Raw genomic sequence first — 25,838 nt, 5'->3', positions numbered from 1 at the left:
ATCGAACCCGGAATGGCGAGATTCCGGGTTCGGCTCTGACGAGCCGCCCCGGAATGACGTCGAAGAGAATTACTTGATCAGCCCTTTTTCCTTGTAATAGCGGATCGCGCCGGGGTGCAGCGGAACCGGGCTGCCATTGGCCGCCGCCTCGAGCTTGATCTCCTTGCCGGCTGCATGCGCATTGGCGAGCTCCGGCAACGACTCGTAGACCAGCTTGGTCATCTGGTAGGCGAGATCGTCCGACACGGCCGAGCTGGTCACGAGGTAGTTCACGACGGCAGCCGTCGGCACATCCTTGTCCTGACCCGTATAGGTGTTGGCCGGAATGATCGCGGAGATGAAGGGCGGGCCGATCTTGTCGACGGTCTCCTTCGGCACCGACACCACCGTGATCGGGCTCGAGGTCGACAGGTCCTTCAGCGAGGCAACGCCAAGGCCGGCCGATTGCAGGGTCGCGGCGAGCTGCCGGTTCTTCATGAGATCGACCGATTCGGCGAACGGCAGGTATTCGACCTTGCCGAGGTCCTTGTAGCTCATGCCGGCGGCCGCGAGGATCGCGCGGGAATTCAGCTCGGTGCCCGACTTCGGCGCACCTACCGACAGGCTCTTGCCCTTGAGATCGGCGAGCGTCTTGATACCGCTCTCGGCGGTCGCGACGATCTGGATGTAGTTCGGATAGATCGCGCCGATCGTGCGCAGCTTGTCGAGCTTGGTCTTGAAGCCCGCCTCTTCCTCGCCGTCCCAGGCCGCTTTGAGCGAGTCGCCCAGCGTGAATGCCAGCTCGCCGCGGCCCTGCTGCAGCAGGATGAGGTTCTCGACCGACGCCTTGGTGGCCTGAACCTGCGTCTTCACGTTCGGAATCTTGTCGCCGTAGATCTTTCCGATCGCGACCCCGAGCGGATAATAGACGCCGGAAGTGCCGCCGGTCAGCACGTTGATGAAGGATTGCGCATGTGCGCAAGGCACCGACGCCGCCAGAGCCACAGCCGCGGCCACGCCGAAGAAAGTCCGTTTCATGGTTGTTGTACTCCCCAAACCGGCCGGGAAATTGGCCGGATGAGGGGAGCGGGTCAACCCATCCAAAAGGCAAAACAGGACTGCGGTAAATGGCCGTTCCGGCTGGATTTTCGGGAACCGGACGGTGCGGCGAGGTGGCGCAGCGCCCTCACTGGAACGTCATGTCCAGGCACTTGGAGATGTCGGAGCCGAGGCCGGAGGAGATCGTGATGCAGCCGCGCACCTTCTGCGCGCCGACATCGGCGGCCCAGATCGAATAGCCGCCGGGGCCGAAGAACGAGTTGGTGTTCGGCGGCTCGGTCTCGGTGGCGTCGAAATCGTATTTGCCGTCAGTCTCGAAGATGCGCGGCCTCTTGGTGCAGCCGCCGTCGGTCTGGACGTTGATGACCTCCTTGTTGTCGCGGGTCAGCGCCAGCGAGACCTGGCAGCGGAAATATTCCGAGGTCTTGGTGTTGAACAGATAGGTGTAGGACTTGCAGGTCGCGGTGTTCAGCTTGCCGGGGGCGAGGCCGCGGCTGCACGAAATGCGCTGGTTGTGGCTGAGCTGGTAATCGTCGGCCCAGGCGGCCGGCGACAGCGCCGTCAGCGACAATGCAACGGCCCAGCAAAATTTAATCACATGGCGCATCCGAATCATCCCTGCCAATAATTTTGTCGAGTTGCGTTCTAGACGGAAAGCGGAACATAGTCGCGAGGGGACGAAGGGAAAATCACAAACTGCTGGGCAGGACGTGATGCGCTGCGGCGCTTTCGCGAATTGACCCTGAAATACCGTTCGTGATTTGTTCAAGCCTGGAATGTCCCGACCTCGGGAGGATGGGAATGACGGCATTTTCAATCAAGACATTTGCGATTGCAGTCGCGCTCGGCGCCGTTGCGGCGCCGGCATTGGCGCAGACCGCAGCGACGCCGTGGGAGCTCAAATCCGACATGGGCTACGCCTATGACAGGGACGGCAAGACCTATTCCTACAAGATGGGCACCAGCAACGCCGGCGAGCTGCTCAAGGGCGCCAAGAAAGTGCCGAAGGGCACGCTGTTCTTCATCGGCCACAACGGTCAGCTCTACATGCGCACCGGCCCCTATCTCGAAGGCGACGGCAAGTTCAAGTTCGGGCCAGATCAGTAGGGGGCGCCAGCTGGCGGCACATGCGCGGTGTCATCACCCGCGAAGGCGGATGATCCAGTATTCCAGAGACGGCGATTGGACGCGGAGAGGCCGCGGCGTACTGGATGCCCCGGTCAAGCCGGGGCATGACAGCGGAAGACGCGGCAAAAGCGGGCGCTCCTAAAACGCCCCCGCCAGCTCCTTCGCGCCGGGTTTGCCGCTGTTCACGTCCATGCGCTCATCCGTCACCGCGAGCAACTTCGCCACCGTGTTGTGGCGAATCGCGACCGGGTTGCGCTCATAGCCGCCGCGCTGGAAGAAATTCGAGGTCGGCACCTGCTCGCGCATCGCTTGCGGCATCGTGACCATGTCGAGACCGGTGCCATCGCCGGTGAGGTTCATCATCTCGAGCTCAGCCGCGGAGAGCGGGCGGGTGTAGCCCTTGGCGCGCGCGAACAGCACCGAGGTCAGGAGCTTGTGGGTCTGCAGCATCGGGCCGATATCGACGTCGAGCACCATCGCGTGCATGGCCCAGCCCTGCGGGGTGTTGCCGATCTTCTCGTGCTCGGACCATGTGTCGGGCACCGACTTCGCGTGGGCCACCATCTTCTTGAGAACAGTGAGCTTGTGCTCGAGCCCATGCCGCGCCGGCCCGGAGGTCCGCGCCACCTTCTCGGAAAGCGCACGGATCAGTTCATGGCCCTGCTCGGCCAGCAGCTCGACGCTGTTGGTGGTCAGGAGCTGGTTGTAACCCATCGCGGTCGAGATCGCGCGCTTGCCGCCGTGCTCGATCCCCGCCTGCACGTCGTAACTGCCGGTGCCGCCGGTCTCGAACGAATAGACCCGCACCGCCTGCTCGCGCGTCAGGCCGTTGGCCAGCGCGTAGCGCGCATAAGCACGCTTGAACTCGACCTCGCTGGCCGGGCGCTGCGGCGTGAACTGGTAGAGCTCCTGCGCCGCGCGCAGGAAATCGGCCACGACGGGGATCGGCTTTTTGGCGGGGCGGTCCGGCGTTTCCTCCGGCTCCGGGTTCACCGGCCGCTTGGGCCCGTTGTAGAGCGGCGGATGCTCCAGCACGTAATCATCCATCGTGACCTGCTGTCCGCTGCGTCGCTTGGCGTTGCGGCCACGACGCTTCTCGGAGATCTGGCTCCAATAGGCGCCGGCCTCGGCGTCGAAGGCCGCGCGCGCCGCCTGATATTCCGCCAGCTTGCGGCGATATTCGAGCACGGCGGGCGAGGCCCCGCCTTGCGCGAAAAACTGCGACAGCAGCTGGGCATTGGCATTGCGGACGGCCGGTGGCAACGCGTCGGCCTCGCCGCCGCGCGCGGCCGGCGCGAGCAGGACGAGCGCGAGTGGAACCAGCGCAAGGCGATGTCGAATCGAATGATGCATGACGCCGTCTTAGCAGGCATCCGGTAACCGTCACGTTAACGCGCCGTTTACCATGTCATTTCCAGGCGAAAACCGGCTGTTCCAGCTCGGTCACGCGGGTGTGCCGCCCCGCCAGCACCTCGCGGAACTGGTAGATCAGCGCCGCCGTCGGCGCGTGGATCAGGCTCATCTGGTGATGGAAGCGGATCACGCGTCGCGTGCTCTCGGGGATTGCGATGAAGTCGAAAGCGTCCTCGCGCTCGATCGTGGCGAGCGCGATGCAATGGACCGAGGCGACCTCGTCCGGGTTCGGCCTGATCGCGGCGCTGTTCGAGGCCCAGACCACGACGGGCGTGATCAGATAACCCGAGCGGGTCGGGTAGTCGTCGAGCGTGCCGAGCACGTCCGCGCTGGTGAGGCGAAGGCTGAGCTCCTCGTCGAGCTCGCGCAGCGCGGCCTCGACCGGCGTCTCGCCGGCGTCGCAGCGTCCGCCCGGCAAGGCCCACTGGCCGCGATGGGCGCGCAGATGCGATGCGCGCAGCGTGAGCAGCAACGCGGTGTCGTCGCCCTCGCCTGCTGCCGTCAACGCAACCGCCACCGCGGCCCGCTTCAATGCCGCCGGCGCTTCTTCCTCCGGCAGCCGCGCGAATGCGGCGCAGGCAGCCGCGATATTCCGCCGTGTGGCATCGTCGAACGGTCTCATGATGCTTGACTACACCACCTCCGGCCTCGATGAAACGAGATCGCATGCACGGGAATGGACGAGATGACCAACAAGGCCGCCGCAAGGCTCAAATCAGACGGCTGGACCATCCTGGAGACCACGGGCTTCCTGCATCTGATCGGTCCCTTGTGGGAGCGCAAGGTCGACGGCCATTACGAGTTCGCGCTTGCGACCGAAGACAAGCACCACAATCGCCGCGGCATGGTCCAGGGTGGCGTGATGATGACCTTCGCCGATCGCACCTGCGGCATGACCGCCCGCTACGTCTCCGGCAGGGAGTACTTGGCGACGGTGCAGCTCGATACCCATTTCGTCGAAGCCGGCCAGATCGGCGACATCTTGATCTCCCGCCCGCGCGTGGTGCGCTCGACGCGCAGCCTGATCTTCATGAGCACCGAAGTGACGGTGGACGATCGCTGCATCGTGATGGCGAATGGCGTGTTCAAGATTTTGAAAGGGCCGGGGTAGGCGCTCTGTCTGGCTGCCGCTGCAGCCAACCACACCCACCGCTGTCATTCCCCGCGTAGGCGGGGAATCAAGTACGCCGCAGCCTCTCGGCTCTATCGCAACCGTCTCGGAGTACTGGATCGCCCGCCTTCGCGGGCGATGACACCGAGTATGAGGCGCACGCGCCCCCCACCCCCGTCATTGCGAGGGCAGCAAAGCAATCCAGCATCTTTCCGCGGACGCATCTCTGGATTGCTTCGCTGCGCTCGCAATGACGGCACCGGACGGCTATGCTGGTCGCAATCAAAAATCTCGAGGACAGCCCATGCAATACCGCCAGCTCGGCCGCAGCGGCCTGAAAGTGTCGCCGATTTGTCTGGGCACCATGATGTTCGGTGGGCCGACCGATGAAGCCAGCTCCGGGCGGATCATCGCGAAGGCACACGATGCCGGGATCAATTTCATCGACACGGCGGACGCCTATGCGAAGGGCGCATCGGAAGAGGTCGTCGGCCGTGCCATTGGCGGCAAGCGCCAGGCCTGGGTGCTCGCCACGAAGCTCGCCAATCCCATGGGGAACGACCCCAACCGCGGCGGGCTGTCGCGGCGCTGGGTGTTGCAGGCCGCCGACGAGAGCCTGAAGCGGCTCGGCACCGACCACATCGACATCTACTATCTGCACAAGGAAGACCATGCGACGCCGCTGGAGGAGACGGTACGCGCGATGGGCGATTTGATCCGCGCCGGCAAGGTGCGCTATTTCGGCGTCTCCAATTACCGCGCCTGGCGCCTCGCCGAGATCTGCAACATCTGCGACCGGCTCGGCATCGACCGGCCCGCGGTGAGCCAGCCCTATTACAACGCGATGAACCGCATGCCGGAGGTCGAGCATTTTCCGGCCTGCGCCTATTATGGCCTCGGCATCGTGCCCTACAGTCCGCTCGCGCGCGGCGTCCTCACCGGCAAGTACAGGCCCGATGCCGCGCCGGACAAGGAGACGCGCGCGGGTCGCAACGACACCCGCATGATGCAGACCGAATGGCGGCCGGAATCGCTCCAGCTCGCGCAGGAGATCAAGACTCACGCCGAGAAAAAGGGCATCACCGCCGGCCAGTTCGCGGTCGCCTGGGTGCTGAACTCCGCCTTCGTGACCTCCATCATCGCCGGCCCCCGCACGGAAGAGCAGTGGGACGACTACATCAGCGCGCTCAACTACCGCTTCACTGCGGATGACGAAGCCTTGATCGATCGCCTGGTCGTGCCGGGCCATCCCTCGACGCCGGGCTACAACGACCCGGCCTATCCGATCGAAGGACGCCGCGCGCGGACGGCTTGAGAACGGGGAGACGGCCATGACGCTCGAAGACCGTTACGGACTTCCGCTCTCCACCTCGTCGCACGAAGCGGCATCCGCCTATCGCGAGGGCGTCGATCTCATGCTCGCGGGATGGACCGGCACGGCGGAAGCGCTGGAACGCGCGATTGCGACCGACCCGGATTTTGCGCTGGCCCATATCGCCCGTGCCCGCGTGCACGCCTTCTATCAGCAGGGCGATCTCGCGCGCGCCAAGGCGGCGGTCGCGCGCGAGCTCGTCGCCAGGCGCGGCACGGAGCGCGAGCGCGCTCATGTCGAGACGCTGGCGCTGGCGATCGAGGGACGGCTGCCCGAGGCGATTGCAGCGATGCGCGAGCACGTCGCGAGCTGGCCGCGCGATGCGTTGGTGCTGTCGCTGCCGCTCGGCGCGTTCGGCCTGTTCGCCTTCTCCGGCATGGCCGATCACGATCGCGCGCGACATGAGCTGTGCGAGCGCGTCGCGCGGCACTATGGCGAGGACTGGTGGTTTCTCACCATGTCTGGCTGGGCGATGACGGAGAACGGCGATGTCGCGCGCGGCCGCGGCGTCACCGAGCGCGGCTTCAATCTGCGCCGCGCCAACGCCCATGCCGCGCATGCCGTGCTGCATGCGATGTTCGAGGACGGCTCGATCGAGGAGGCCGATCGTCTCGTCGACGACTGGATCCCCTCTTACGACCGCGCCGGCATCTTGCATGGCCACATCCGCTGGCACCAGGCGCTCGGCGCACTCGAGCACGGCGATGCGGCGCGGGCGCTGTCGATCTATGCCGACGTGCTCCAGCCGTCCGTCACGCAGGCGCCGCCGCTCAACGTCGTCACCGACGGCGCCTCGCTGCTCTGGCGCCTGTCGGCCTACGGTCACGCCGTGCCCGCGCCGCTCTGGCGCGAGGCCGACGCGGCCGCGCAAGAACTATTCCCGAAATCCGGCCTGCCCTTCGCCGACGTCCACATGGCGCTGTTCGCTGCCGCAACCCAAAATCGCGAGGCACTTGCCGCGCGCCTCGCCGTGATCGAACAGCGACTCGCGGACGGCAAGCTGCCGGCCGGCCCGGTGGTGCCCGCGATCTGCCGCGCGCTTCTGGCCTTTGCGGATGAGGATTACGCGGCCTGCGTGCAGACGCTCGCGCCGGTTCTCGCCGAGGTCGTGCGCATCGGCGGCAGCCACGCCCAGCGCGAGTTGATCGAGGACACCTATATCGTCGCCCTCATGCGCTGCGGCGGGCTGCCCCGCGCCCGCGCCCTGCTGGACGCCCGCCTGCATCGCCGCCCGTCCCTGCGCGATACGCGCTGGCAGGCGGCGGCCGGCTAGCTCTGCCACGAAAAAAACACCAGACTGACGGCAAGTGACGGCGGGTGAGGCTGGGCGATTTTCGGCAGATCGCTTTGAGGTGGCGCGATGGTATTCCAGTCGGGTTCGGCAAAACAAACGGGATCGCAACCAATTTGCGGTTCGATGGTTATCGAACGGAACTTTTCCATGGTTCCCTGGCATGTGAGCCTTCCGATGCGCCTCCGCTGGCCGGTCCTCGGTATTGCCCTACTCGCCTTGGCAAGTCCTTGTTTTGCCGAGCCTTCTGCTCCCATCCCGGTCAACAATCCGCCGGCGCAGCAGAACGACTTCATTGACCTGCTGGCGCTGATGTCCGGCCATTGCAAGACGCTGAAGATCGCCGGGCGGACCTTGGCGTGCAAGACGGTGGCCTACGCCCACGGCGACAAGGGCCGGGTCAATTTCGCGGTCGCGGTCGACGATCCCGCCGACGCTAATCACGTCGTCTCCTTCTCCGGCGAGAACGGCAAGCGCGCCGACGACAATTCCTACGAGCTGCCGATCGACCGCATGCTGCTCAACTCCAAGCACCGGCCGAAGGTCGACGGCCTGCCGGTGCCGGCCGAGCAGACCTCCACGGGTGTCTGCCGCCAGACCGGCAATTTCGCCGCCAGGAAGGTGAACGACGTCACCTGCTCGGCCACCGACAGCGAGGGCCGCAAATACGAGCTGTTGTTCGTCTCCGACGGCACCCCGGTGAGCGTGCGCCGCATCCGGCAATCATCGCCGTCGATCCAGGACCCGTTCAAGTAACCGCCTTCCGCGCCTCGAAGAGCGCGCGCATCCATCCGTTGAAACTCCAGGTCGGCCTTGTATGCTCTTTCGTGCGTCCTCACCGAGGCGCCCGATTGCAAGCGGAGGCGGGGCCAGCACGCATGCGCATCCTCAGCGGCCTCGCACGCATCCTGATCGTCTGCCTGTTCGTCATCCTCTCGCACGAATGCTTAGGGGCAGACGGACCGCGGCAGCGCTCGATTCTCGTGCTCGAGGAAGCTGATTTTCGCTCACCCTTCTATCTGGAGATCTTCACCGGCATCAGCGCTGCAGCGAAGCAGAACGGCAAGATCCACACCGTGATCTACGGCGAGAGCCTCGATCTCGCCCGCTTCCCGGGACCGGACTACGAAGAGAGCCTCGTCGGCCACCTCAAGTCCAAATATGCGCAGCGCCAGATCGACGTCATCGTTTCGATCGGCGTTGCATCGGCGAAATTCCTTCAGACGCGGAAGCAGGAGATTTGGCCCACTGCTCCTGTCGTCTACGGATTCGTGCCCGATCTGCCCGAGACGCGCGCGCTGTTTCTGCCGGACACGACGGCGATCTTCGCCAGGGTGAGGCCCACCCATCTCCTGACTGCGGCGCGCGCGATCGTTCCCGACTTGACCCACGTCGTTCTCGTCGGTGGCGCCTGGAAGAATCCACTGGTCTACGGCCAATGGAAGCAGGATTTCGCGGCCGCAATGCCCGGTCTCGAGGTCACCGATCTGTCCGACGCAACGTTGCGTGAGGTCCGCAAGCAAGTCGCCGCCCTGCCCGCCCGCTCTGCGATCCTGACCTCGGCAATGTATTCCGACGGCGAAGGCACCTACTATTCCCCCGCTGCAGCGCTCGCACGCGTCGCCGAAAGCGCGAACCGCCCGATCGTCATCACATCCGATACCTTCCTCGGACGGTCGGGAGTGGGCGGCTTCCTGCTACTACCTGACAGCATCGGACGGGAAGCCGGCGAAGTGGCGATGCGGATCCTCGACGGCGAAGCGCCGTCGAGCATCCCGCCCTTCAGCGGGGACAACGTGAAGCCGATCTTCGACTGGCGGGAGCTGCAACGCTGGAACGTCGACGAAGCCAATCTGCCCGCAGGCAGCGAGGTGCGGTTCCGCGAGCCCAGCTTCTGGGAGCGGCATTACTGGCACTCCACGATCGTCGCGAGCGTGGTGCTGATACAAGCGTTGATGATCACCGCTCTGTTACGCGAGCGCAGGCTGCGCTTCCTGGCCGAGATCGAGGCGCGCCAGCGCATGTCTGAGCTCGCCCACTTGAACCGCCGTGCGACCGTCGGAGAGATGTCCGCCTCGATCGCCCACGAGCTGAACCAGCCGCTCGCCGCGATTCTGATCAACGCCGAGGCGGCCCAGCAGGTGTTGCGACATCCGGCTCCCGACCTTGGCGAGATCAGCGAGATATTGGACCACATCCGCCGCGACGATCAGCGGGCAGCCGAGGTCATCCACCGGCTGCGCTCGTTTCTGAAGCGAGACCCGGCCGAACGGCGCGAGCTCGACCTCAATGCGACAGTCGGCGAGGTGTTTCGATTCCTCTCCGTGCAGGCCCTGACCCATGATGTCGAACTCGCAACCGAGCCGTCGCCCGCGAACATCCGTGTGAAAGCCGACAAGATTCAATTGCAGCAAGCCATCCTGAATCTGGTCGTGAACGCCATGGATGCGGTGGCGCATCTTCCGGACGATCGGCGCCATGTCGTCGGTCGAACCAGCCTCGTCGACGGCAATCAAGCCCTGGTCTCCATCGCCGATACAGGCGACGGCGTCCTCGCCGAAAAGATGACCGAGATCTTCAAGCCGTTTTTCACGACCAAGGCGCAAGGCATGGGCATCGGCCTCTCGATCGCGCATACCATCGTCGAGGCACATGGCGGGCGCATCTGGGCCGAAAACGTACCGTCAGGGGGCGCCGTCTTCCACGTCAGCCTGCCGCTGGCGGCGCAACGATAGCTGCATATCGCGGAGGCCAGCGAGGTCGCGATATCGGACCTTCACGTGAACGCTTTCTCCAGCGTCGCGAAGATCACGGCGAGCGATTCGTCGCCGCCTCATTCGCGGCGGAGTGATGGCGGCGATGCGGCCGCGCGTTCCATGCAACAACAAATCTGGTTAATGCGATCGCTCACGAGGTGTCGCACGCTGCGTCGTTTCGACGCCTGCGACTAGCCGGAACGCGCCGGATACTCATCTGTTGTCACACGACATTCAACTGGAGTGATGACATGAAGTATCTCTTTGTCGCGATGGCCCTCGGCGCTGCGGCGATTGCCGGCGGATCGGCGGCAAACGCGGCCGATCGTTCAGGTGCGAAGCAGACCACGCAAGGAAGCGGATCGACCGACATCAGTGCGCAGCACAGGCACCACCATCATGGTCATCGGCACCATCACCACTGGCGACATCACCACCACGGCCATTATCGCCCGCATTATCGCAGCTACGGCTATTACCCGCGCCACCACGGCTATTACGGCGGCGGCCCGTATGGATATTACGGCGGCGGTCCCGGCGTGACGTTCAGCTTCGGCGGCGGACGCTGGTGAGACAAGAGGCCCGCAGAGATGCGGGCCTTCTTTCTTATCGCCGCAGGATCATCCCCGCCGTCTCGAGCCCGCTCGCCAGCGCCGCCTCGACCGTACCCATGTCACGGCCGCGATAGAGCGCTTCGCCGGAAAACAGCACCGCGCCGTCGGCGCGCGTAAGGATTGCCTGCGCCTGCCGCGTCCGTGGTGTCGCCCAGGAATAGGCGCCGCGGGCGAAGGGATCGTGCGCCCAATTGGTCGCGGCCGACGCGACGAGTTCGCGCGCGATCTCGGCAGCTCGCAGCTTGAAGATGGCGGCGAGCGAATCGAGCCCGGCCTCGATCAGCCCTTGCGGATCGAGATGCGACAACTCCGCCGTCCGTGGGCCGCCGAACCATCCGGTGAGCAGCGGATGCTGATCTGGATATCGCGTCCACCACACCGGAATCGCTTCGTCCGACAGCAGGAAGGTCATGTTCCCCAGGTCGTCGCGATGGTCGCGCCACCATGGCCGCGCGAAGCGCAGCAGGATCTTGATGACGTTGCCGAAGCCGATGTCGTCGGCCGCCGCGGCCCTCGCGCTTGCGTTCGCCGGCAGCGCGATCTCGCGCAGCAGCGGCAGCGGCACAGTGAGGACGACGCGGTCGCAGGCAAGCCCATCGCCGCCGGCGCAGCGGACCGCCGCGGCGCCGCCCGATTCCTCAATCGCCGTTACGGCACAACCGAGCCGGATCGCAACGCCGCCGGCGCGGCATTCGGCGGCGAGAAAATCGATCAGCGCGCCATAGCCACCCTTGATGCGCGCCTGCGGCGCGTGGCCGCCATCCATCCATTCCTCGCGCAGCGCCAGCGTCGAGGCGCGCTCGGGGTCTGCCGCATCATAGCCCTCGACCATGCGCCCGATCGAATACCGCAGCCGCGCATACTCCTCGCCGGCAAAATGGCGGCGCAGGAAGTCGGCGACGGCGAGATCGTCCTTCAGGTCCCGGAGCACAGCGTGCAACTCGGCCTCATGCGGGTCGTGCCGGCCTGCACGCGACAGGCCTGCGCCGTCAAAGCTCCACTGCGTGCCTTCGATCTCCTGAAGAGACAGCCCGGCTTCGCGCAGCAGGGCCCGCGTGACCGGCGCCTCGCCATGGACGAACTCGGCGCCGCCATCGGCGGGATAGCCGAATTGCGATGCCGGCAGCGGATGGATACGCCCCCCGCAGCGCTCGCGCGCCTCCAGGATGGTCACGCGCCGGCCCGCGCGCGCCAGCTCGCGCGCCGCCATCAGCCCGGCGGCGCCGGCGCCGACGATGACGATGTGCTCCGATTGTTGTGACATGACGGCGCTTACTTGGCCGCCGCTTGCGGATCGTTCTGGATCAGATAGCGCAGCAGCAGGACGCCGCCGCCGAGCTGGCGCATGCTCTCCAGCGTCATCGCCGCGATGGGTGCACGCTTGTCGCTGTCCGCCTCCGTCGAATCGAACACGAAGGGGGCGCCCGTCGCGCCGTCGATCGCGGGGCTGAGGATCAGATTGAATTCGTCGATGAGGCCGGCGCGCAGGAATGCGCCATTGGCGACGCCGCCGCCCTCCACCAGCAGGCGCTTCACGCCGAGCTCACGATTGAGGATGTCGACTGTCAGCGCCAGATCGATCTCGGTCTTGCCGGCGAAGATGTAGGACACGCCTTCGCCGCGGAGCCCCGCGAGATGCGAATCCGGCACGCTCTCCGTCAGCACCACGACGATCGGATCGCCGCCGATGTCGGAGCGGCCCCAGCCGATCTTGCCCCGGGCATCGAGCACGACGCCGTAGGTTTTCGCGTCGCGTCGCGCGAACCAGTTCTCGCGCTGAAGTTTTTCGCCCGGCGTCTCGGGGTAGGGCTTGCCCTTGGCGAATTCCGAGCCGGTGACGCGGCCGATCACCCAGGCATCCCCGCCAAGCTCGTCGTGGATCTTCTCGAACCAATCCGTGCCCGCGCCCTTCGGACGCCAGCGGCTGGGATGTGTACGGCCGTCGAGGCTGGAGTGCATCAGGCAGATCACGTAGGGCTTCATGTGGAGCTCCAAGCTCGGATATCAACGAAACGGGAATGGCCGGTCAGTCCGAATATAGTGTGAACTCATGTGCGATCGAGATCGCCGCGCGACGGACCGGTCACTTTGCCGGAACGAGCTGCCGCTCGTCGGTATCCCGCATGACCTTTACGGCGGAGCCATCCGTCGCGAAATTCGCGGTATACTTGTTGCCCGCTTCGTCGGTTGCCTCGCATGAGATCGTGGACACCTTGCGCCGCGTGAAGTTTCCGATCTGCGCGCAGCTGCCTATCGCCGGCTTGATCGATGGCTCGGGATTTTCATCCTGCCCCGCCAGGCCTCGCAAGATCACGCGATCGACGGTCAGCTGATAGGACATGCCGGTGATCGCAACCGCCGATCCCGCGAACCAGAGCTCACGCCCGAAACGGAAGCCGGCAAGCGGCATGCGAAAATAGGAGGTGCCGGCCTTGCTCAGATAGTAGGCGGCGAACCTGCAGGAAAACTCCATCCCGCCGGCCGTCGATCCGCACATTCCGGTCATGCGCGCCGCAAGGTGCAGATCTCCCGTCACCGATGTCACCAAGCCCGTCCTGTCCTTGAAGACGAACGGAACGATGAATTCGAGCTTGGCGTCGGGAATTTCCGGCGGAACGGCTGGAAACGGCTGGCTCCGCTCGACGGCGTCGAGCGCAGCTCTGTCCAGGTCGTCGTCTCCCGAGCTCTGCTTGACGTCGCTTCCGAGCAACCGTCCATCCCTGCTCACTCTGAAGCGAACATAGGTCGTTCCAGAAATGGTCAGGTCGGCTACGGCATCCGGATAATAGGGAAACCTCGCGATATGGCTCGACAGGCGCTCGCGATATGTGCCCTCCTCGGCAGCAGCGGCCGAAACCAGAAGCAGGGCCGGCAGCGAGACGGCCCCCGGGATTGCGGCGGCACGACCGCGCCTCCTTCGGCGGCTGCTCCGCACGCGCATGATGACCCCGATCATGCGACCGTCGAAAACGTCCCTCAGGCCCATGCTGTGCCTCACGCTGCCGGCCCGCCGCGCCCGGCTCGATCAGTCCCGGCGCGGTCGCTCACGATCGCCGCCAGCGGATTGGGCTTTGGCGGGGCGACGAGCTTGAGCGTGTTGGTGTCGTGGTGATTGAACGGCGCGCCGCGCACGAACAATTCGGTCTGGATCAGATAGGTCCAGCTGCCGTCGGCATTGAAGCTGATGTCGCAGCGGTAGGAATCGGTGCGGAAGGCCTGCTCCAGGAAGTCGGTCGAGCAGATGCCGTAAGCGGTGTCGCCGCGCTTTGCGGTCACGGAAATCGTGCTGTGGTCCGGCCCGGCCTTGCCCGAGGCCAGTAGCACCTGCCCGCGCGGGATCGCCAGCGTCTGCATGATCAGCCCGGTCGCGGGCTCCCACAGCCAATAACCGACCTGGTCGTGGAAGGTGACGTCCTCCTCGGGCGTGTTGATGTGGATGTGATAGCGCAGCCCGTAGAACAGCTGCGGCCCATTGGCCTGCGGGTCGATCGGATCCATGCGGATGCGCTCGATGAAGGTGCGCCGCTCCGGCCCTTCCGCTTTCGGATTGACGTCGATGCCCTTGTCCGCCTGCCAGCTGCCGGCGAGACGGCGGAGCGGACCGAGATTGGCAAGGCCGTCAGGCGAGACGTCCTCGGGCTCGGTGAAGATGTCGGCAGGAAAGGGAAGCATGGATGTCCTCACGCAGATGACCGGGAGCAGCCATAGCACGGAGGCGCGACGGCGGCTCGTGCTGAAGCCTCACAAACTGCGAATGGACACTGGCGTTACGGCCAGGGCGCTTTGACCGGTCCCGCAGCGGCGGACTGCTTTCAAGCGGCTGCCCCTTCTCGAACAAGCGGGTCCGGGCACCCGCCTGGAACCGATGATTATCGACCGCCGCTCTGTGATCTGGCGCCCCCTTAGATTCGTTCTGACCTCAGAGGTCGCTTGTCGAGGCGCTATGATCGCTGCTATCCGAGCTTTGAACGTACCAATCCGGGCCGAGGCAGGTCGCCCTCGCGGGGTTGTAGCGCGGCTGTCGACCAATGCGAGCAAAGGGCCGAAGGCAAAGGTGGACTGGGCTGATTTGATCGGACGCGTCGCCTCTTCCGGTGACCGGGAGGCATTCAGACGCCTATTCGAGCATTTCGCGCCGCGCATCAAGGGATTGATGCAGAAGGCCGGATGCAGCTCCGATGAGGCGGAGGAGATCGCCCAGGGTGCGTTGATCGCCGTATGGCGAAAGGCGGGCCAATTCGATCCGGCGACATCCGGGGCCGCAGCATGGATATTCACGATCGCGCGTAACTTGCGGATCGATCTGTTCCGTAGCAGGGCGCGCGCCAACCGCCTGCGGGGCGTCTCCGAACTGACGGATGCGCCGGATCCCGCCGAGCCGGCGGATGCGGTCGTGTCACGCGTGCAGGATGCCGCCCGGATCACTTTGGCCATCGCGCGATTGTCGGCGGAGCAATCCATGGTGGTGAGGCTGTCATTTATCGAGGAGAGGCCGCATCCCGAAATCGCAGGCCTGCTCGGAATTCCGCTCGGAACGGTGAAGTCGCGGATCAGACTGGCGATGAACCGCTTGAGAGACATATTGGACGAAGAAGCATGACCATCAGCCATCATCCGCCGGAAGATCTTCTGGCCGACTATGCCGCCGGCAGGCTGGAAGAGGCCCATCACCTGGTCGTGGGCGTGCATGTGGCAGAATGTGCGCGGTGCGCCCGGTTCGTACATGCGATAGAGCAGCTTGCGGGCCTGGCACTCGAGGACGTCCCTCCGGTACCGATGGCCTCGGATGCGTTCGAGCGCGTGTTGTCGCGGATCGATGACGCTTCCGAACGTGAGGTGCCGCCGCGCCCGACGAACACTGGCGAGGTCGAGCGAGATGTTCCGGTGGCATTGCGAAACTACCGGATCGGCAAACCCAGACGCGTGGCACCAGGGCTCAGCCTGCGACCGATCGAGCTTTCGGGCTCGGGCAAGGCGCGAGCCTTCCTGCTTCGGTCGGCGCCTGGCACGCGGATGCTCGAGCATACTCACACCGGTACCGAATTGACCCTCGTTCTTGAAGGCAGCTTCAGCCACAAAGGCGGCCGCTTTGGTCCTGGCGATTTCGACTACGGTGATGACGAGATCGATCACCGGCCGATCGTCGGCGACGAGGGGCCGTGTGTCTGCCTGGTCGCGATGACAGGCGATCTGCGCATGCACGGGCTGCTTGGCCGGCTGATCGGACCGTTCGTGCGGCTCTGATCATATTCAGTCTTCTCCCGGCCGGGTGATCCAGGCACGAGCCCGGAGCGTTTCAAAAGCAAACGCAAGGGAGATCGGCCATGGCCTGCGCGCGCACGTCAAGACAGGCAGAGAACGACGCATTGCCCGAACTCCTCGCGCGGGTTTCGTGCGGCGACACCCGAGCGTTCTCGGAGCTGCACATGCGGACACGCGGCAGGCTGCGCAGGACCGCGCTCGCAGTCGGAGCGCCGCCTCACGACATCGAGGACATTTTGCAGGATGCCTATCTGAAGATTTGGCGCAACGCCGGTCGCTTCGACGCTGGCCGCGCACCTGCGACAGCCTGGCTGTCTGCGATCGTCCGCAATACGGCCATCGATCATCTGCGGGTACGAAGACTGCCGACTGACGTGCTGGACGAGACGCTTTTGATCACGGCGAACGCCGATCCGTCCCCGACCGACGGCCTGGATTACGCCAGCGCCGAGCCCATCGCGTTCGGAGCGCTGGCTCGCTTGCCGGAAGATCGCCGCAGGCTGGTGGCCTTGGCCTATCTGGAAGGCGAAAGCCGCGCGAGCCTTTCGAGGCGCTTCGGCGTGCCGGTGGGTACCATCAAGACCTGGCTGCACCGAACACTCCTGGTGGTGCGCAAGGACTGCCTTGCGGCATCTGCCACAGCCTGAAGCCGATGGAGAATCGGGGTTGACCGCGCAGATCTTTGAATTCCCCGTGCGTAGGCACGGGGATCGCCTCGTGTCCGCTGTCATGAGGCTCGAGGAGCTCGTTCGGGAGGTCGAACGTCTCGCAGCCGAACAGCCCACGGACGGTCTCGATCGTTTGCTCACCGTCATCGAGCGCCTGGGACACAGGCTGGTTGAATCCGCTTCGTTATTGCGCGACGACCATGCCAACGGACAGGGCCGGGCGGCATTCAAATCCTTGTCGGCCAAGATCGCGGACACCAGAGAAGCATTCGATGAGCTTGGGGATCCGAAGCATTCATGAATCCGGCAATAACAACGCCCTTCCAATAGGGCCGCTATCGCGCGGCTCCCGGGGACGAATGATCAGTGCGCCATCTTCTGGGCGAGGAGAAATCCGGTCCACGCACTGACTCCGGCAAGAAGCGCCCCCCAGCATACGTCTGCGAGTGTCAATCCGGTCGACCAATTCCGCAGTGTTGCCTGGTTGGTCAGATCATAAGTTGCGTAGCTGAAGCAGCCCAGCAACGCGCCGGACGCGAAGGCGCGGAGCGCGCTGCCATCCTGCTGCGCGGGCAGCACTGCGAACCAGATCAACCCGAGTGGGTAAGTCAGATAGAACAGCGCAGCGGCGGCCAGATTGGGTTCGGATCGCAACATATCGCCCATTACCGGCCGGTAGAGCCGCTCAACCATGGTCCCGAGCCAGATCATGTCGAGGGCGACGAAGGTCACCGCGACAGAAAGATACGTAACGAGGAAGTTCATGTCGGATCTCCGTCCGGGTGTCTCGTAAACCGGTATGACCAAAAGCAACGGCCTGTTGAAACGATCCAAACCTCGCGCCGGATCAAACGAAGCGCAATTTGCGGATCGCCCAACGAGCCTGCCCGACCTGGTCAAGCAGACAGTGCGCGTCACTCATTCGGGCGGTCGCTTCGGCGGCCGTGGAAAGAATGCGCTGGTTCGGGTCTGGTAGTCCCGATACCGGTGGCCGCGGGAGCGAAGCATCTGTTCCTCGAGCGGAGGTATTCCGGTTGCGTGCACCAATATCCAGTACATGAGCGCCGGCGCCACCAGGCTCGCCCACCCCCATGCATAGTCGGACGAAAACGCAATGATTGGGTAGGCCAGCCATCCCAGCCATTCGAAAAAGTAATTTGGATGACGCGACCAGCGCCAAACCCCGGCATCGCAGACCAGAGCGGCGTTCGACGGATGATGCTTGAAGCGGCGCAATTGCTCGTCAGCGATCGCTTCCCCGACGATCGCGGTCAGAATGATGGCGGCCCCGGCAAAGTCCTGGACACCCAATGCAGGCCTTGGGGCGTGCGCCGCCAGGAAAACGGCGAATGGGAGCGGCACCGAAACCCAGGCCTGCGCCTGCAGAAAGGTGAACATGCGAAACGGCGCCCTGCGGCCCCATTCGCGCGCATAATTCGCGTATCGCGGATCGTCGATGCCGGATGCAGCGCGGCGCGCGATATGAGTCCCCAGCCTCGCCGACCAGAGCAGCACGAGGCCGGCGACGAGCACCTGGCGCGCCGGCAGCCCATCGCCGTGCGGCCACAGCGCAGCAACCGCACCAACGAGGCCGACCGAGTAGGCCCAGAACGTGTCCACCCAGCCGGAATTGCCCGTGCGCTGCTGAGCGACCCAGGCCAGCCCCATCAACACTGAAAGGGCCAGGGCGATGCCAACAATGATCTGAATTTGCAGAAGTCCCACGCGTCTCACACCAGGCTCTGCTCATTACGTCCGCTCCCGTCCCCCGGTTTCACAACAGGGCCCGGGCGATTGAGCTGAACAGAGTGATCCACGCCAGGCGCTCGGTCGTTTCCAGATGCCGCATGTGGCTGGTCAGCATTCGAGCTGAGCCAAGGCCACGCCGCGGCAGACATCGACCACGAAACCGGATGTCCATCCCGGCGTAGCTAGTGGTATTGCAGCGGGGCAGCAAAGCATGCGTTTGGCGGTGATTGGAACGGGAATTGCGGGCAATGCGGCTGCATGGCTCCTGTCCGAACGTCACGCGGTGACGGTGTATGAGCGGGAATTGCGGCCGGGTGGACACAGTCACACCGTGCGCGTTGACTACGATGGCGACCTGATCGACGTTGATATCGGATTTATCGTCTTCAACGAGCCAAACTATCCGGAATTGACGTCTCTGTTCGAGCATCTGGGCGTGAAGACCGTCGAGACATGCATGAGCTTCGCGATGTCTGCCGACCATGGCCGCTTCGAGTGGCGGGGCGGTGGCGAGACCTTGTCGCAAATTGCCTCCGGCCTGTTCGCCCAACCCCGCAATGTCATCTCGCCGGCGTATTTCCGCATGCTCGCCGAAGTCCAGCGGTTCAACCGGCAAAGTGTCTCGGACTTGCGTTCTGGCCGGCTCCGCGACCTGAGCCTCGGCGAATACCTGCGCAAGGAAGGGTTCGGAGCGCGCGTGTTCACCGATTACCTGGGACCGATGGCGTCCGCCATCTGGTCCTCGCCGTCGAGCGATATCCTCTCTTTCCCCGCGGAAAACTTCGTCAGCTTCTTCGATAATCATCGGCTGCTGCATCTGGAGCGGCCGCGGTGGCGGACCGTACATGGCGGCAGCCGGCACTATGTCGAGAAGCTGACCTCCAGGTTCAGGAACAGCATCCGGCTAGGTTGTGCGGTGACGTCGATCGACCGAACCGATCACGGTGTGGCGATCCGCGACAGTCACGGCCATCAGAGCACGTATGACGCCGTCGTGATGGCCTGTCACAGCGATCAGGCTTTGGCAGCGCTGTCGGATGCCGATCCGAGCGAGAGGTCGATCCTCGGCGCGATCCGTTACGCGCCGAACACGGCCTATCTGCACCGCGATCACAACCTCATGCCGAAGCGCCGCAATGCGTGGGCGTCCTGGAATTTTCTGCGGTGGCGGCGCGAAATGCCTGTCCAGAACGACGTTTCGGTCACTTATTGGATGAACCGGCTCCAGGGGATCGACGACCGCAAGCCGCTGTTCGTCAGCCTCAATCCCCCCTGCGCGCCGGCCCCCCACCTCACCTTCGGCAAGTTCACCTTCGCTCATCCACAATATGATGCGGCAGCCTTCGGCGCGCAGAGGCGGCTGCCCGAAATTCAGGGAAGCCGCCGCACGTGGTTTTGCGGCGCCTGGACCGGCTACGGTTTCCATGAGGACGGCTTGCGCTCCGGCATATCCGTCGCCGAGGCCCTCGGCGCCGTCGTGCCGTGGCGGCAGTCCGGTTCACTGGCGCAGGCCGCCGAGTAAGCCGATGCCGACCGAACCCGAGCGAGTAGAAGCCTCATTAGCAGCCGCGCTCTACCGCGGCAGCGTGATGCATGCGCGATTGCGGCCTGCGCATCACAGGTTCAGCTATCGCGTCATGAGTCTGCTGGTCGACCTCGACCGGCTTGATGAAGCGGATCGCCAGTCCCGCTTGTTCGGCGTCAATCGGGCGGCGGCTTTCGGCTTTTATGAGTCCGATCACGGGGAGCGACACGGCGGATCATTGGGCGAGTATGTGAGGCGCTTGGCGGCAGAACGCGCGATAGATCTCTCGGGCGGGCGCATCCTTCTCCTGTGTTACCCCCGGGTCTTCGGCTACGTGTTCAATCCGCTTTCGGTCTACTTCTGCTATGACCGTTGTGGCAACCTTGCGCTGCTGATTTACGAGGTGCGCAATACCTTCGGCGACATGCATTCCTACATCCTCCCGGTAGAGAACGCTCCTGCCGGCTACGCCATACGACAAAGCCAGGCGAAAGAATTCTACGTCTCGCCCTTCATGAGAATGCAGACCCATTATCACTTCAGGGTTTCGCCGCCGGCACAGCAAGTGACGGTCAGGATCCTGCAGACTGACGAGCATGGTGCGGTGTTCGCAGCAGCATTCTCGGGACGGCGCCGCGCGCTGACCAGTCGCTCGCTGTTGGGGGCACTCATCACCCTGCCTTTCCTCACATTCAAGGTCATCGCAGCCATTCATTGGGAAGCCATCCGGCTATGGCTGAAAGGTGTCCCTTACGTTCCCCGTCCGAACCCAAGCCAGATGTGATCCAATGGACCTCGCAGCCGCTCGTCAATCTGCCCATTTCGATGACGTTCCCATCCTCGCGCGGCTCGCCCTGCGTTTAGCATCGCGGCTGAAACGCGGCGCGGTGAGCGTTCGCCTTCCCGACGGCAGGACGATTGCGTTGCGCGGATCGCAGCCGGGTCCGGCGGCGGTCATCGAGCTCAACAATTACGGATTTGCGCGAAGCCTGGTGCTGGGCGGCGACATCGGCATGGCGGAGGCTTACGTCCGAGGAGATTGGACCACTCCGGATCTGACCCAGCTTCTGTACGTGTTCTGCCTCAACGCAGACCTGGTCGACAGCGCCTTCGCAGGCAATATGCTGGTCCGGCTGTGCCGGCGTGCGCTTCATCGGGTGCGCCGAAATACGAGACAGGGATCGCGACTCAACATCCACGCGCATTATGATCTCGGAAACGTGTTCTTCGCGGCATGGCTCGATCCGAGCATGACCTACTCATCGGCCCTGTTCTCGGCGGAGACGCCCGACCTCTTCGCCGCTCAACAGAACAAGTATGGGCAGCTCGCGAAGGCCATCGAGTTGCAACCCGGCCAGACCGTGCTCGAGATCGGATGCGGCTGGGGTGGCTTTGCTGAATTTGCCGCCAAGACTTATGGCGCCAGCGTGTTGGCGCTGACCATCAGCAAAGAGCAGTATGAATTTGCACGCCGGCGGATTCACGAAGCTGGGCTTGCCGAAAAGGTCGAGGTCCGACTCCAGGACTATCGCGATCAAGACGGTCATTTCGATCGCATCGCCTCGATCGAGATGATCGAAGCCGTCGGCGAGCGGTTCTGGCCCGCATATTTCGGCCAGTTGCACCAGCGGCTAAAGCCTGGCGGTCTGGCCGGTATCCAGGCCATCACCGTCGGAGACGAGCTGTTCGAGAGCTATCGCCGGCGTGTGGACTTCATCCAACGTTACATATTTCCCGGAGGGATGCTGCCTTCGCCTGGTATTTTGCTCTCGCTCGGCGAGCGCTTCCAGGTTCCGTTGGTTCGTGAGCGCGCCTTCGGGCAGGACTATGCAAAGACGGTTGCGATGTGGCGAACGAACTTCGGCAGAGCATGGACCGGCCTGATCTCGCTTGGGTTCGACGAATCCTTCCGGCGGCTCTGGGAGTATTATCTTTGTTACTGCGAGGCAGGATTCAGGGCCGGAAAGATCGACGTCCGGCAGCTGGTCTTTGCACGCCAAAGCTGACGCGGGTCAGGACCCCGGGGACTTCGCCAGCAGAGGCGGGCTGCGATGTTCGGGGCAAGAAAATGGTGCCCAGGGGCGGAATCGAACCACCGACACTGCGATTTTCAGTCGCATGCTCTACCAACTGAGCTACCTGGGCGTGCTCCAAGAGAGGGGCCAAAGCCCATCGAGCGGGCGGTTTATAGTGGGCTGGAAGCGGCCTGTCCACCCGGCTTCGCCAAGTGGCTTCGCCGGGCGCGGCCCGGCTGTGCACAAGGTGGGGCGATCCTGCCGTGGCTGGCGGGCAGCGAGTCGCCCCTCAAATCAAGCTATTGATGTTACTTATCTATTCTACATCATCGGTTTCGTCATCGCGTCCGGGGATGACGTAGGAGCCCTTCAGCCAGCGGTTCAGGTCGACGTCGCGGCAGCGCGAGGAGCAGAACGGGCGGGTCGCCTGCGACTGCGGCTTGCCGCAGATCGGGCAGGTTTTGAGCGGGGCGGCGGGCGTTTTGACGTGGTCGTTCATGATCGGCGCGGCCTACACGAGGTGAGGCAGTTCAAACGCCTGCCGGCAAACGGGTTCCTCGGCTGACGGCGCGGCGTCCCCTGCCGGGCCATTCTACTGTGCATGGGGTTGTTTTCGCGATTTTTGCGGAATCGGCTGTTCGCTCACACCGCGGTGGTGGCGTTGAGCCAGCCGAAGCGGATCGGAAAGCCCTCGCCGCCGAGCAGCGTGGTGGTCTCGTAGAGCGGCAGGCCGACCACGTTGGTGTAGGACCCCACCATCTTGACCACGAAGGACCCGGCGATGCCCTGCACGGCATAGCCGCCGGCTTTGCCGCGCCATTCGCCGGAGCCGATATAGGCCTGGATGTCGTCTTCCGAGAGGCGTTTGAAGCGGACGCGGGTCTCGACCAGACGCTGGCGGAAGGCCTCGCGCGGCGTGACGAGGCAGATCGCCGTGTAGACGCGGTGGTTGCGGCCCGACAACAGCCGCAGGCACTGCGCGGCTTCGTCGACGAGGTTGGCCTTGGGCAGGATGCGGCGGCCGACCGCCACCACCGTGTCGGCGGAGAGGATGAAGGCGCCGCGCAGCTCATCGTCCAGCTGCACCGATTTGAGCGCCGCATCGGCCTTGGCCCGGGCGAGCCGGTTGGCGCAGGCGCGCGGCAGCTCGCCCCGCTTCGGCGTCTCGTCGACGTCGGCCGGCCGGAGGGCATCCGGCTCGATGCCGGCCTGGTTGAGCAGCGACAGGCGTCGCGGCGAACCGGAGGCAAGTACGAATTTGGGGCGGCCAAGCATCAGGTGATTTGGGGGATGAAGCGGGGTGAATTGCGCGCGGAACCTATCGGAAGGGGGCTGATTTCACAACCCGGGAACCGGAGGTGATTCGAGGTTGCCACCACGCGTGTGCCCTTAGTCTGTGACGCGGGTGTTACGGGGCCGCACCGCTACCCGCTCGCTGCGCCCACCTTCGCGAAGCGCCGGCGGATGCGCATCAGGAGCTGGTCGCAGACCTCGCGATAGGCGGCGAGCTTCTGGTCGCGGCTGCCTTCGATGGTGGTGGGATCCTGCGTCGGCCAATATTCGACATCGGCCGCGAGCGTGCGGGTCAGCTCCAACGCCTTGTGGTGAGCTTCCGGCGACAGCGTGATGATGAGGTCGAAGTTCAACCCCTCCCAGTCCTCCAGCTCCTCGAAGGTCTGCGGCTTGTGGGCGGAGATGTCCTGGCCGAGCTCGGCCATCACGGACACCGCGAACGGGTCGAGCTCGCCCTTCCTGGCACCAGCCGACTTCACGTAGAGGCCCTGCGGAAACATATGCTGCAACAGGCTCACGGCCATCGGCGAGCGCACGCTGTTCATCGCGCAGGCGAACAGCACCGATTGCGGATCGCGTGCGCGTGGCGGCGCAGCCATCGTCTACGCTCTTTTGTTTTTGCGTATGATCCGATCCGAAAACCGGTTCCCACTTTTCGGGATCATGCGCGCTCACCCCTTCCAATGCAGGACGGTGATGAGCGTGAACAGCCGGCGCGAGGTCTCGAAGTCGATCCGCACCTTGCCCTTCAGACGCTCCTGCAGCGTGCGCGATCCCTCGTCATGGATGCCGCGGCGGCCCATGTCGATGGCCTCGATCTTGTCCGGCGTCGCGGTGCGGATCGCCTGATAGTAGCTGTCGCAGATCATGAAATAGTCCTTCACGATCCGCCGGAACGGCGTCAGCGACAACAGATGCGCGACGACGGGCGTAGCGTCCTCGCGGCGGATGTCGAACATCAGGCGATTGCCGGTGATGCCGATATGCAGGGTGAACGGGCCCTGCCCCTCGGCACCGTCGGGCGCGAACAGGTTCTGCTCGATCAGGTCGTAGATCGCGATGGCGCGCTCATGCTCGATGTCGGGCCCGGAACGGCCGATCGAGTCCTCGTCGAGCGTGACGCCGACGATGCGATTGGTCGAGTCGTCCTGTTCGGGCGGCTTTGTCATGACAGATTGAGGCGCAATCCAATCGAGCGCGAATGGGCGTCGAGCCCCTCCGCTTGTCCGAGCGTCATCGCGGCAGGTCCCAGCGCACGCAGCTGATCCGGGCCGCATTTCAGGATCGAGGTGCGCTTCATGAAGTCGGCGACCCCCAGCCCTGAGGAGAATCGCGCCGAGCGCGCGGTCGGCAGCACGTGGTTGGAGCCGCCGACATAGTCGCCGATGGCCTCCGGCGTATGCGCCCCGAGGAACACCGCGCCGGCGTTGCGGATCTTTGCGGCGAGCGCATCGGGATCATCCGTCATGATCTCGAGATGCTCGGCGGCAATGGCGTCCGCGAGCGGGATGGCCTCAGTGAGAGTCTTCACCATGATGATGGCGCCGAAATCGGCCCAGGAAGCGCCGGCGATCGCGGCGCGCGGCAGCGTCTTCAACTGCGCCGCGACCGCCTTCTCGACATCGGCGGCAAGGCGCGCGGAATCGGTGATCAGGATCGACTGCGCGCTGGCATCGTGCTCGGCCTGTGCGAGGAGATCGGCGGCGATCCAGTCGGCATTGCCGGTGTCGTCGGCGATCACCAGCACCTCGGACGGACCGGCGATCATGTCGATGCCGACCTTGCCGAACACCAGCCGCTTCGCCGCTGCGACATAGGCGTTGCCGGGGCCGACGATCTTCGCCACCGGCGCGATCGTCGCGGTGCCGTGCGCGAGCGCGGCCACGGCCTGCGCACCGCCGACGCGATAGATCTCGGTGACGCCGCCGAGCGACGCTGCCGCCAGCACCAGCGGGTTGAGCTTGCCGTCGGGCGAGGGCACCACCATCACGAGGCGCGCGACGCCGGCGACCCTGGCGGGCACCGCGTTCATCAGCACCGAGGACGGATAGGCCGCGGTGCCGCCGGGCACGTAGAGGCCAGCAGATTCGATCGCGGTGTAGCGCCAGCCGAGCTCGACGCCGAGGGCATCGGTGAAGCGTTCGTCGGTCGGCAGCTGCCGACGGTGATAGGCCTCGATGCGGTCACGCGCGAGCTTGAGCGCGTCCAGCGTCGCCGCATCGCAGGCCTTTGTCGCGGCGTCGACCTCGGCGGCCGTGACGCGCATGGACGCCGCATCCAGCGTCAGCCGGTCGAACTTTTGCGTGGCCTCGAGCAGGGCCGCATCGCCCCGTCTGGCGACGTCGTCGACGATCGCACGCGCGGCGGCCTCGACGTCGGCCGACACCTCGCGCTTGGCGGCGAGGAAGGCCGCGAATCGCTGGTCAAAATCGGCGCTGCTGCGGTCGAGACGAACGGGCATTTTGCGATGGTCTTTTGGCTGGTCTTTGGGCGGGTTGGCTGACCCGACCCCCTGCTCAATGGCGCGGCGGGGAAGCGGCGTCAACCCTTCGGCCGATCCGTTACCCCTCGGCGTCGTCCTGGCGAAAGCCAGGACCCATTGC

30 protein-coding genes and 1 tRNA gene are annotated in these 25,838 nt (G+C 64.7%); 14 read left to right on the top strand and 17 right to left on the bottom strand.

Annotated elements, in window-relative coordinates; genetic code table 11:
• Positions 1-69: 69 nt before the first annotated feature.
• Positions 70-1,017, bottom strand: coding sequence for a TAXI family TRAP transporter solute-binding subunit (locus tag HAP40_RS05140; protein WP_166818807.1), 948 nt, complete (start codon positions 1,015-1,017; stop codon positions 70-72).
• A gap of 148 nt (positions 1,018-1,165) precedes the next feature.
• Complete coding sequence (locus HAP40_RS05135) at positions 1,166-1,645, bottom strand: hypothetical protein (RefSeq protein WP_166818808.1); 480 nt, start codon at positions 1,643-1,645, stop codon at positions 1,166-1,168.
• A gap of 194 nt (positions 1,646-1,839) precedes the next feature.
• On the opposite strand from HAP40_RS05135, the gene HAP40_RS05130 reads away from it, so the two are divergent.
• Entirely contained in the window at positions 1,840-2,145 is a 306-nt protein-coding gene (locus HAP40_RS05130; protein WP_166818809.1) for a hypothetical protein, read from the top strand.
• Positions 2,146-2,304: 159 nt separating this feature from the next.
• Here the strand turns inward: HAP40_RS05130 and HAP40_RS05125 are convergent, their stop codons facing one another.
• The gene (locus HAP40_RS05125) at positions 2,305-3,519 is read right to left on the bottom strand and encodes a hypothetical protein (protein ID WP_166818810.1); all 1,215 of its coding nucleotides are present in this window, start codon (positions 3,517-3,519) and stop codon (positions 2,305-2,307) included.
• A 55-nt stretch (positions 3,520-3,574) separates the two neighbouring features.
• A complete protein-coding gene (locus HAP40_RS05120) occupies positions 3,575-4,204 on the bottom strand; it encodes an NUDIX hydrolase (RefSeq protein WP_414645391.1) in 630 nt (209 codons plus the stop codon).
• Positions 4,205-4,264: 60 nt separating this feature from the next.
• Between HAP40_RS05120 and HAP40_RS05115 the strand changes: the two genes are divergently transcribed.
• The 3 genes from HAP40_RS05115 to HAP40_RS05105 all read left to right on the top strand — a co-directional run bounded on the left by HAP40_RS05115 (position 4,265) and on the right by HAP40_RS05105 (position 7,335).
• Positions 4,265-4,690, top strand: coding sequence for a PaaI family thioesterase (locus tag HAP40_RS05115; protein ID WP_166818812.1), 426 nt, complete (start codon positions 4,265-4,267; stop codon positions 4,688-4,690).
• Positions 4,691-4,994: 304 nt separating this feature from the next.
• Positions 4,995-6,005: an aldo/keto reductase gene (locus tag HAP40_RS05110; protein WP_166818813.1), complete on the top strand. Its 1,011-nt coding sequence runs from the start codon at positions 4,995-4,997 to the stop codon at positions 6,003-6,005.
• Between the two features lie 16 nt (positions 6,006-6,021).
• Positions 6,022-7,335: a tetratricopeptide repeat protein gene (locus HAP40_RS05105; RefSeq protein WP_166818814.1), complete on the top strand. Its 1,314-nt coding sequence runs from the start codon at positions 6,022-6,024 to the stop codon at positions 7,333-7,335.
• Here HAP40_RS05105 and HAP40_RS05100 read toward each other — a convergent pair.
• Complete coding sequence (locus HAP40_RS05100; protein ID WP_166818815.1) at positions 7,332-7,505, bottom strand: hypothetical protein; 174 nt, start codon at positions 7,503-7,505, stop codon at positions 7,332-7,334. The two genes, HAP40_RS05105 and HAP40_RS05100, sit on opposite strands and share 4 nt — an antisense overlap.
• Positions 7,506-7,530: 25 nt before the next feature.
• On the opposite strand from HAP40_RS05100, the gene HAP40_RS05095 reads away from it, so the two are divergent.
• The 3 genes from HAP40_RS05095 to HAP40_RS05085 all read left to right on the top strand — a co-directional run bounded on the left by HAP40_RS05095 (position 7,531) and on the right by HAP40_RS05085 (position 10,681).
• The gene (locus HAP40_RS05095) at positions 7,531-8,109 is read left to right on the top strand and encodes a hypothetical protein (RefSeq protein WP_166818816.1); all 579 of its coding nucleotides are present in this window, start codon (positions 7,531-7,533) and stop codon (positions 8,107-8,109) included.
• Between the two features lie 122 nt (positions 8,110-8,231).
• The gene (locus HAP40_RS05090; protein ID WP_166818817.1) at positions 8,232-10,088 is read left to right on the top strand and encodes a sensor histidine kinase; all 1,857 of its coding nucleotides are present in this window, start codon (positions 8,232-8,234) and stop codon (positions 10,086-10,088) included.
• A 272-nt stretch (positions 10,089-10,360) separates the two neighbouring features.
• Positions 10,361-10,681 (top strand): hypothetical protein, encoded by a 321-nt coding sequence (locus tag HAP40_RS05085; protein WP_166818818.1) that lies wholly within the window; start codon positions 10,361-10,363, stop codon positions 10,679-10,681.
• Positions 10,682-10,715: 34 nt separating this feature from the next.
• Here the strand turns inward: HAP40_RS05085 and HAP40_RS05080 are convergent, their stop codons facing one another.
• The 4 genes from HAP40_RS05080 to HAP40_RS05065 all read right to left on the bottom strand — a co-directional run bounded on the left by HAP40_RS05080 (position 10,716) and on the right by HAP40_RS05065 (position 14,395).
• The gene (locus HAP40_RS05080) at positions 10,716-11,987 is read right to left on the bottom strand and encodes a flavin monoamine oxidase family protein (RefSeq protein WP_166818819.1); all 1,272 of its coding nucleotides are present in this window, start codon (positions 11,985-11,987) and stop codon (positions 10,716-10,718) included.
• 8 nt (positions 11,988-11,995) lie between these two features.
• Positions 11,996-12,706, bottom strand: a complete 711-nt coding sequence (locus tag HAP40_RS05075; protein ID WP_166818820.1) for a RibD family protein — start codon at positions 12,704-12,706, stop codon at positions 11,996-11,998.
• A 100-nt stretch (positions 12,707-12,806) separates the two neighbouring features.
• Positions 12,807-13,679, bottom strand: coding sequence for a TonB family protein (locus HAP40_RS05070; RefSeq protein ID WP_166818821.1), 873 nt, complete (start codon positions 13,677-13,679; stop codon positions 12,807-12,809).
• A 38-nt stretch (positions 13,680-13,717) separates the two neighbouring features.
• On the bottom strand, positions 13,718-14,395 hold the full coding sequence (locus tag HAP40_RS05065) for an FABP family protein (protein WP_166818822.1): 678 nt from the start codon (positions 14,393-14,395) through the stop codon (positions 13,718-13,720).
• A 382-nt stretch (positions 14,396-14,777) separates the two neighbouring features.
• Between HAP40_RS05065 and HAP40_RS05060 the strand changes: the two genes are divergently transcribed.
• The 4 genes from HAP40_RS05060 (at position 14,778) to HAP40_RS05045 (ending at position 16,954) form a co-directional block, all read left to right on the top strand.
• The gene (locus HAP40_RS05060) at positions 14,778-15,323 is read left to right on the top strand and encodes a sigma-70 family RNA polymerase sigma factor (RefSeq protein WP_166819616.1); all 546 of its coding nucleotides are present in this window, start codon (positions 14,778-14,780) and stop codon (positions 15,321-15,323) included.
• Positions 15,320-15,967, top strand: a complete 648-nt coding sequence (locus tag HAP40_RS05055) for a ChrR family anti-sigma-E factor (protein WP_166818823.1) — start codon at positions 15,320-15,322, stop codon at positions 15,965-15,967. Before HAP40_RS05060 ends, HAP40_RS05055 begins: the two co-directional genes overlap by 4 nt.
• Before the next feature lie 80 nt (positions 15,968-16,047).
• The gene (locus HAP40_RS05050) at positions 16,048-16,632 is read left to right on the top strand and encodes an RNA polymerase sigma factor (RefSeq protein ID WP_166818824.1); all 585 of its coding nucleotides are present in this window, start codon (positions 16,048-16,050) and stop codon (positions 16,630-16,632) included.
• Positions 16,633-16,651: 19 nt separating this feature from the next.
• The gene (locus HAP40_RS05045; protein ID WP_166818825.1) at positions 16,652-16,954 is read left to right on the top strand and encodes a hypothetical protein; all 303 of its coding nucleotides are present in this window, start codon (positions 16,652-16,654) and stop codon (positions 16,952-16,954) included.
• A gap of 62 nt (positions 16,955-17,016) precedes the next feature.
• Here the strand turns inward: HAP40_RS05045 and HAP40_RS05040 are convergent, their stop codons facing one another.
• Positions 17,017-17,418 carry a DUF2177 family protein gene (locus HAP40_RS05040; RefSeq protein WP_166818826.1) on the bottom strand — a complete coding sequence of 134 codons (402 nt, stop codon included), beginning with the start codon at positions 17,416-17,418 and terminating at the stop codon, positions 17,017-17,019.
• Positions 17,419-17,571: 153 nt separating this feature from the next.
• Positions 17,572-18,321 (bottom strand): DUF1295 domain-containing protein, encoded by a 750-nt coding sequence (locus tag HAP40_RS05035; RefSeq protein WP_208024957.1) that lies wholly within the window; start codon positions 18,319-18,321, stop codon positions 17,572-17,574.
• 292 nt (positions 18,322-18,613) lie between these two features.
• Here HAP40_RS05035 and HAP40_RS05030 point away from each other — a divergent pair, with 292 nt between their 5' ends.
• The 3 genes from HAP40_RS05030 to HAP40_RS05020 are packed head-to-tail and all read left to right on the top strand — an operon-like array spanning position 18,614 to position 21,933.
• Positions 18,614-19,924 carry an NAD(P)/FAD-dependent oxidoreductase gene (locus tag HAP40_RS05030; RefSeq protein WP_166818828.1) on the top strand — a complete coding sequence of 437 codons (1,311 nt, stop codon included), beginning with the start codon at positions 18,614-18,616 and terminating at the stop codon, positions 19,922-19,924.
• Between the two features lie 4 nt (positions 19,925-19,928).
• Positions 19,929-20,711: a DUF1365 domain-containing protein gene (locus tag HAP40_RS05025; RefSeq protein ID WP_166818829.1), complete on the top strand. Its 783-nt coding sequence runs from the start codon at positions 19,929-19,931 to the stop codon at positions 20,709-20,711.
• Positions 20,712-20,715: 4 nt separating this feature from the next.
• Positions 20,716-21,933 carry an SAM-dependent methyltransferase gene (locus HAP40_RS05020; protein ID WP_166818830.1) on the top strand — a complete coding sequence of 406 codons (1,218 nt, stop codon included), beginning with the start codon at positions 20,716-20,718 and terminating at the stop codon, positions 21,931-21,933.
• Between the two features lie 63 nt (positions 21,934-21,996).
• On the opposite strand, the gene HAP40_RS05015 is transcribed toward HAP40_RS05020, so the two are convergent.
• The 6 genes from HAP40_RS05015 to hisD all read right to left on the bottom strand — a co-directional run bounded on the left by HAP40_RS05015 (position 21,997) and on the right by hisD (position 25,696).
• Positions 21,997-22,072, bottom strand: a tRNA-Phe gene (locus tag HAP40_RS05015).
• 186 nt (positions 22,073-22,258) lie between these two features.
• On the bottom strand, positions 22,259-22,441 hold the full coding sequence (yacG, locus tag HAP40_RS05010; protein WP_166818831.1) for a DNA gyrase inhibitor YacG: 183 nt from the start codon (positions 22,439-22,441) through the stop codon (positions 22,259-22,261).
• Positions 22,442-22,584: 143 nt separating this feature from the next.
• Complete coding sequence (locus HAP40_RS05005; protein WP_166818832.1) at positions 22,585-23,217, bottom strand: Maf-like protein; 633 nt, start codon at positions 23,215-23,217, stop codon at positions 22,585-22,587.
• Positions 23,218-23,366: 149 nt separating this feature from the next.
• Positions 23,367-23,834, bottom strand: coding sequence for a low molecular weight phosphatase family protein (locus tag HAP40_RS05000; protein WP_166818833.1), 468 nt, complete (start codon positions 23,832-23,834; stop codon positions 23,367-23,369).
• Positions 23,835-23,906: 72 nt separating this feature from the next.
• On the bottom strand, positions 23,907-24,404 hold the full coding sequence (locus HAP40_RS04995) for a UPF0262 family protein (RefSeq protein WP_166818834.1): 498 nt from the start codon (positions 24,402-24,404) through the stop codon (positions 23,907-23,909).
• Positions 24,401-25,696 carry a histidinol dehydrogenase gene (gene hisD / locus HAP40_RS04990; RefSeq protein WP_166818835.1) on the bottom strand — a complete coding sequence of 432 codons (1,296 nt, stop codon included), beginning with the start codon at positions 25,694-25,696 and terminating at the stop codon, positions 24,401-24,403. Before hisD ends, HAP40_RS04995 begins: the two co-directional genes overlap by 4 nt.
• Positions 25,697-25,838 lie beyond the last annotated feature (142 nt).

The sequence above is a fragment of the Bradyrhizobium sp. 1(2017) genome (genome assembly GCF_011602485.2).
Taxonomy (GTDB): Bacteria; Pseudomonadota; Alphaproteobacteria; order Rhizobiales; family Xanthobacteraceae; genus Bradyrhizobium.
Note: the sequence above shows the minus strand (reverse complement) of the source record. Positions and strands in the feature narration are given on the sequence as shown.

Excerpts from the sequence above, each read along its gene's own strand:
- HAP40_RS05035 (WP_208024957.1), bottom strand. The coding sequence starts at position 18,321 with ATGGGGCTGGCCTGGGTCGCTCAGCAGCGCACGGGCAATTCCGGCTGG.
- HAP40_RS05040 (WP_166818826.1), bottom strand. The coding sequence starts at position 17,418 with ATGAACTTCCTCGTTACGTATCTTTCTGTCGCGGTGACCTTCGTCGCC.
- HAP40_RS05125 (WP_166818810.1), bottom strand. The coding sequence starts at position 3,519 with ATGCATCATTCGATTCGACATCGCCTTGCGCTGGTTCCACTCGCGCTC.
- HAP40_RS05095 (WP_166818816.1), top strand. The coding sequence starts at position 7,531 with ATGCGCCTCCGCTGGCCGGTCCTCGGTATTGCCCTACTCGCCTTGGCA.
- hisD (WP_166818835.1), bottom strand. The coding sequence starts at position 25,696 with ATGCCCGTTCGTCTCGACCGCAGCAGCGCCGATTTTGACCAGCGATTC.
- HAP40_RS05100 (WP_166818815.1), bottom strand. The coding sequence starts at position 7,505 with ATGGAAAAGTTCCGTTCGATAACCATCGAACCGCAAATTGGTTGCGAT.
- HAP40_RS05020 (WP_166818830.1), top strand. The coding sequence starts at position 20,716 with ATGGACCTCGCAGCCGCTCGTCAATCTGCCCATTTCGATGACGTTCCC.
- HAP40_RS05025 (WP_166818829.1), top strand. The coding sequence starts at position 19,929 with ATGCCGACCGAACCCGAGCGAGTAGAAGCCTCATTAGCAGCCGCGCTC.
- HAP40_RS05105 (WP_166818814.1), top strand. The coding sequence starts at position 6,022 with ATGACGCTCGAAGACCGTTACGGACTTCCGCTCTCCACCTCGTCGCAC.
- HAP40_RS05065 (WP_166818822.1), bottom strand. The coding sequence starts at position 14,395 with ATGCTTCCCTTTCCTGCCGACATCTTCACCGAGCCCGAGGACGTCTCG.
- HAP40_RS05050 (WP_166818824.1), top strand. The coding sequence starts at position 16,048 with ATGGCCTGCGCGCGCACGTCAAGACAGGCAGAGAACGACGCATTGCCC.
- HAP40_RS05000 (WP_166818833.1), bottom strand. The coding sequence starts at position 23,834 with ATGGCTGCGCCGCCACGCGCACGCGATCCGCAATCGGTGCTGTTCGCC.
- HAP40_RS05085 (WP_166818818.1), top strand. The coding sequence starts at position 10,361 with ATGAAGTATCTCTTTGTCGCGATGGCCCTCGGCGCTGCGGCGATTGCC.
- HAP40_RS05110 (WP_166818813.1), top strand. The coding sequence starts at position 4,995 with ATGCAATACCGCCAGCTCGGCCGCAGCGGCCTGAAAGTGTCGCCGATT.
- HAP40_RS05075 (WP_166818820.1), bottom strand. The coding sequence starts at position 12,706 with ATGAAGCCCTACGTGATCTGCCTGATGCACTCCAGCCTCGACGGCCGT.
- HAP40_RS05130 (WP_166818809.1), top strand. The coding sequence starts at position 1,840 with ATGACGGCATTTTCAATCAAGACATTTGCGATTGCAGTCGCGCTCGGC.
- HAP40_RS04995 (WP_166818834.1), bottom strand. The coding sequence starts at position 24,404 with ATGACAAAGCCGCCCGAACAGGACGACTCGACCAATCGCATCGTCGGC.
- HAP40_RS05005 (WP_166818832.1), bottom strand. The coding sequence starts at position 23,217 with ATGCTTGGCCGCCCCAAATTCGTACTTGCCTCCGGTTCGCCGCGACGC.
- yacG (WP_166818831.1), bottom strand. The coding sequence starts at position 22,441 with ATGAACGACCACGTCAAAACGCCCGCCGCCCCGCTCAAAACCTGCCCG.
- HAP40_RS05115 (WP_166818812.1), top strand. The coding sequence starts at position 4,265 with ATGACCAACAAGGCCGCCGCAAGGCTCAAATCAGACGGCTGGACCATC.
- HAP40_RS05080 (WP_166818819.1), bottom strand. The coding sequence starts at position 11,987 with ATGTCACAACAATCGGAGCACATCGTCATCGTCGGCGCCGGCGCCGCC.
- HAP40_RS05055 (WP_166818823.1), top strand. The coding sequence starts at position 15,320 with ATGACCATCAGCCATCATCCGCCGGAAGATCTTCTGGCCGACTATGCC.
- HAP40_RS05070 (WP_166818821.1), bottom strand. The coding sequence starts at position 13,679 with ATGATCGGGGTCATCATGCGCGTGCGGAGCAGCCGCCGAAGGAGGCGC.
- HAP40_RS05140 (WP_166818807.1), bottom strand. The coding sequence starts at position 1,017 with ATGAAACGGACTTTCTTCGGCGTGGCCGCGGCTGTGGCTCTGGCGGCG.
- HAP40_RS05135 (WP_166818808.1), bottom strand. The coding sequence starts at position 1,645 with ATGCGCCATGTGATTAAATTTTGCTGGGCCGTTGCATTGTCGCTGACG.
- HAP40_RS05030 (WP_166818828.1), top strand. The coding sequence starts at position 18,614 with ATGCGTTTGGCGGTGATTGGAACGGGAATTGCGGGCAATGCGGCTGCA.
- HAP40_RS05090 (WP_166818817.1), top strand. The coding sequence starts at position 8,232 with ATGCGCATCCTCAGCGGCCTCGCACGCATCCTGATCGTCTGCCTGTTC.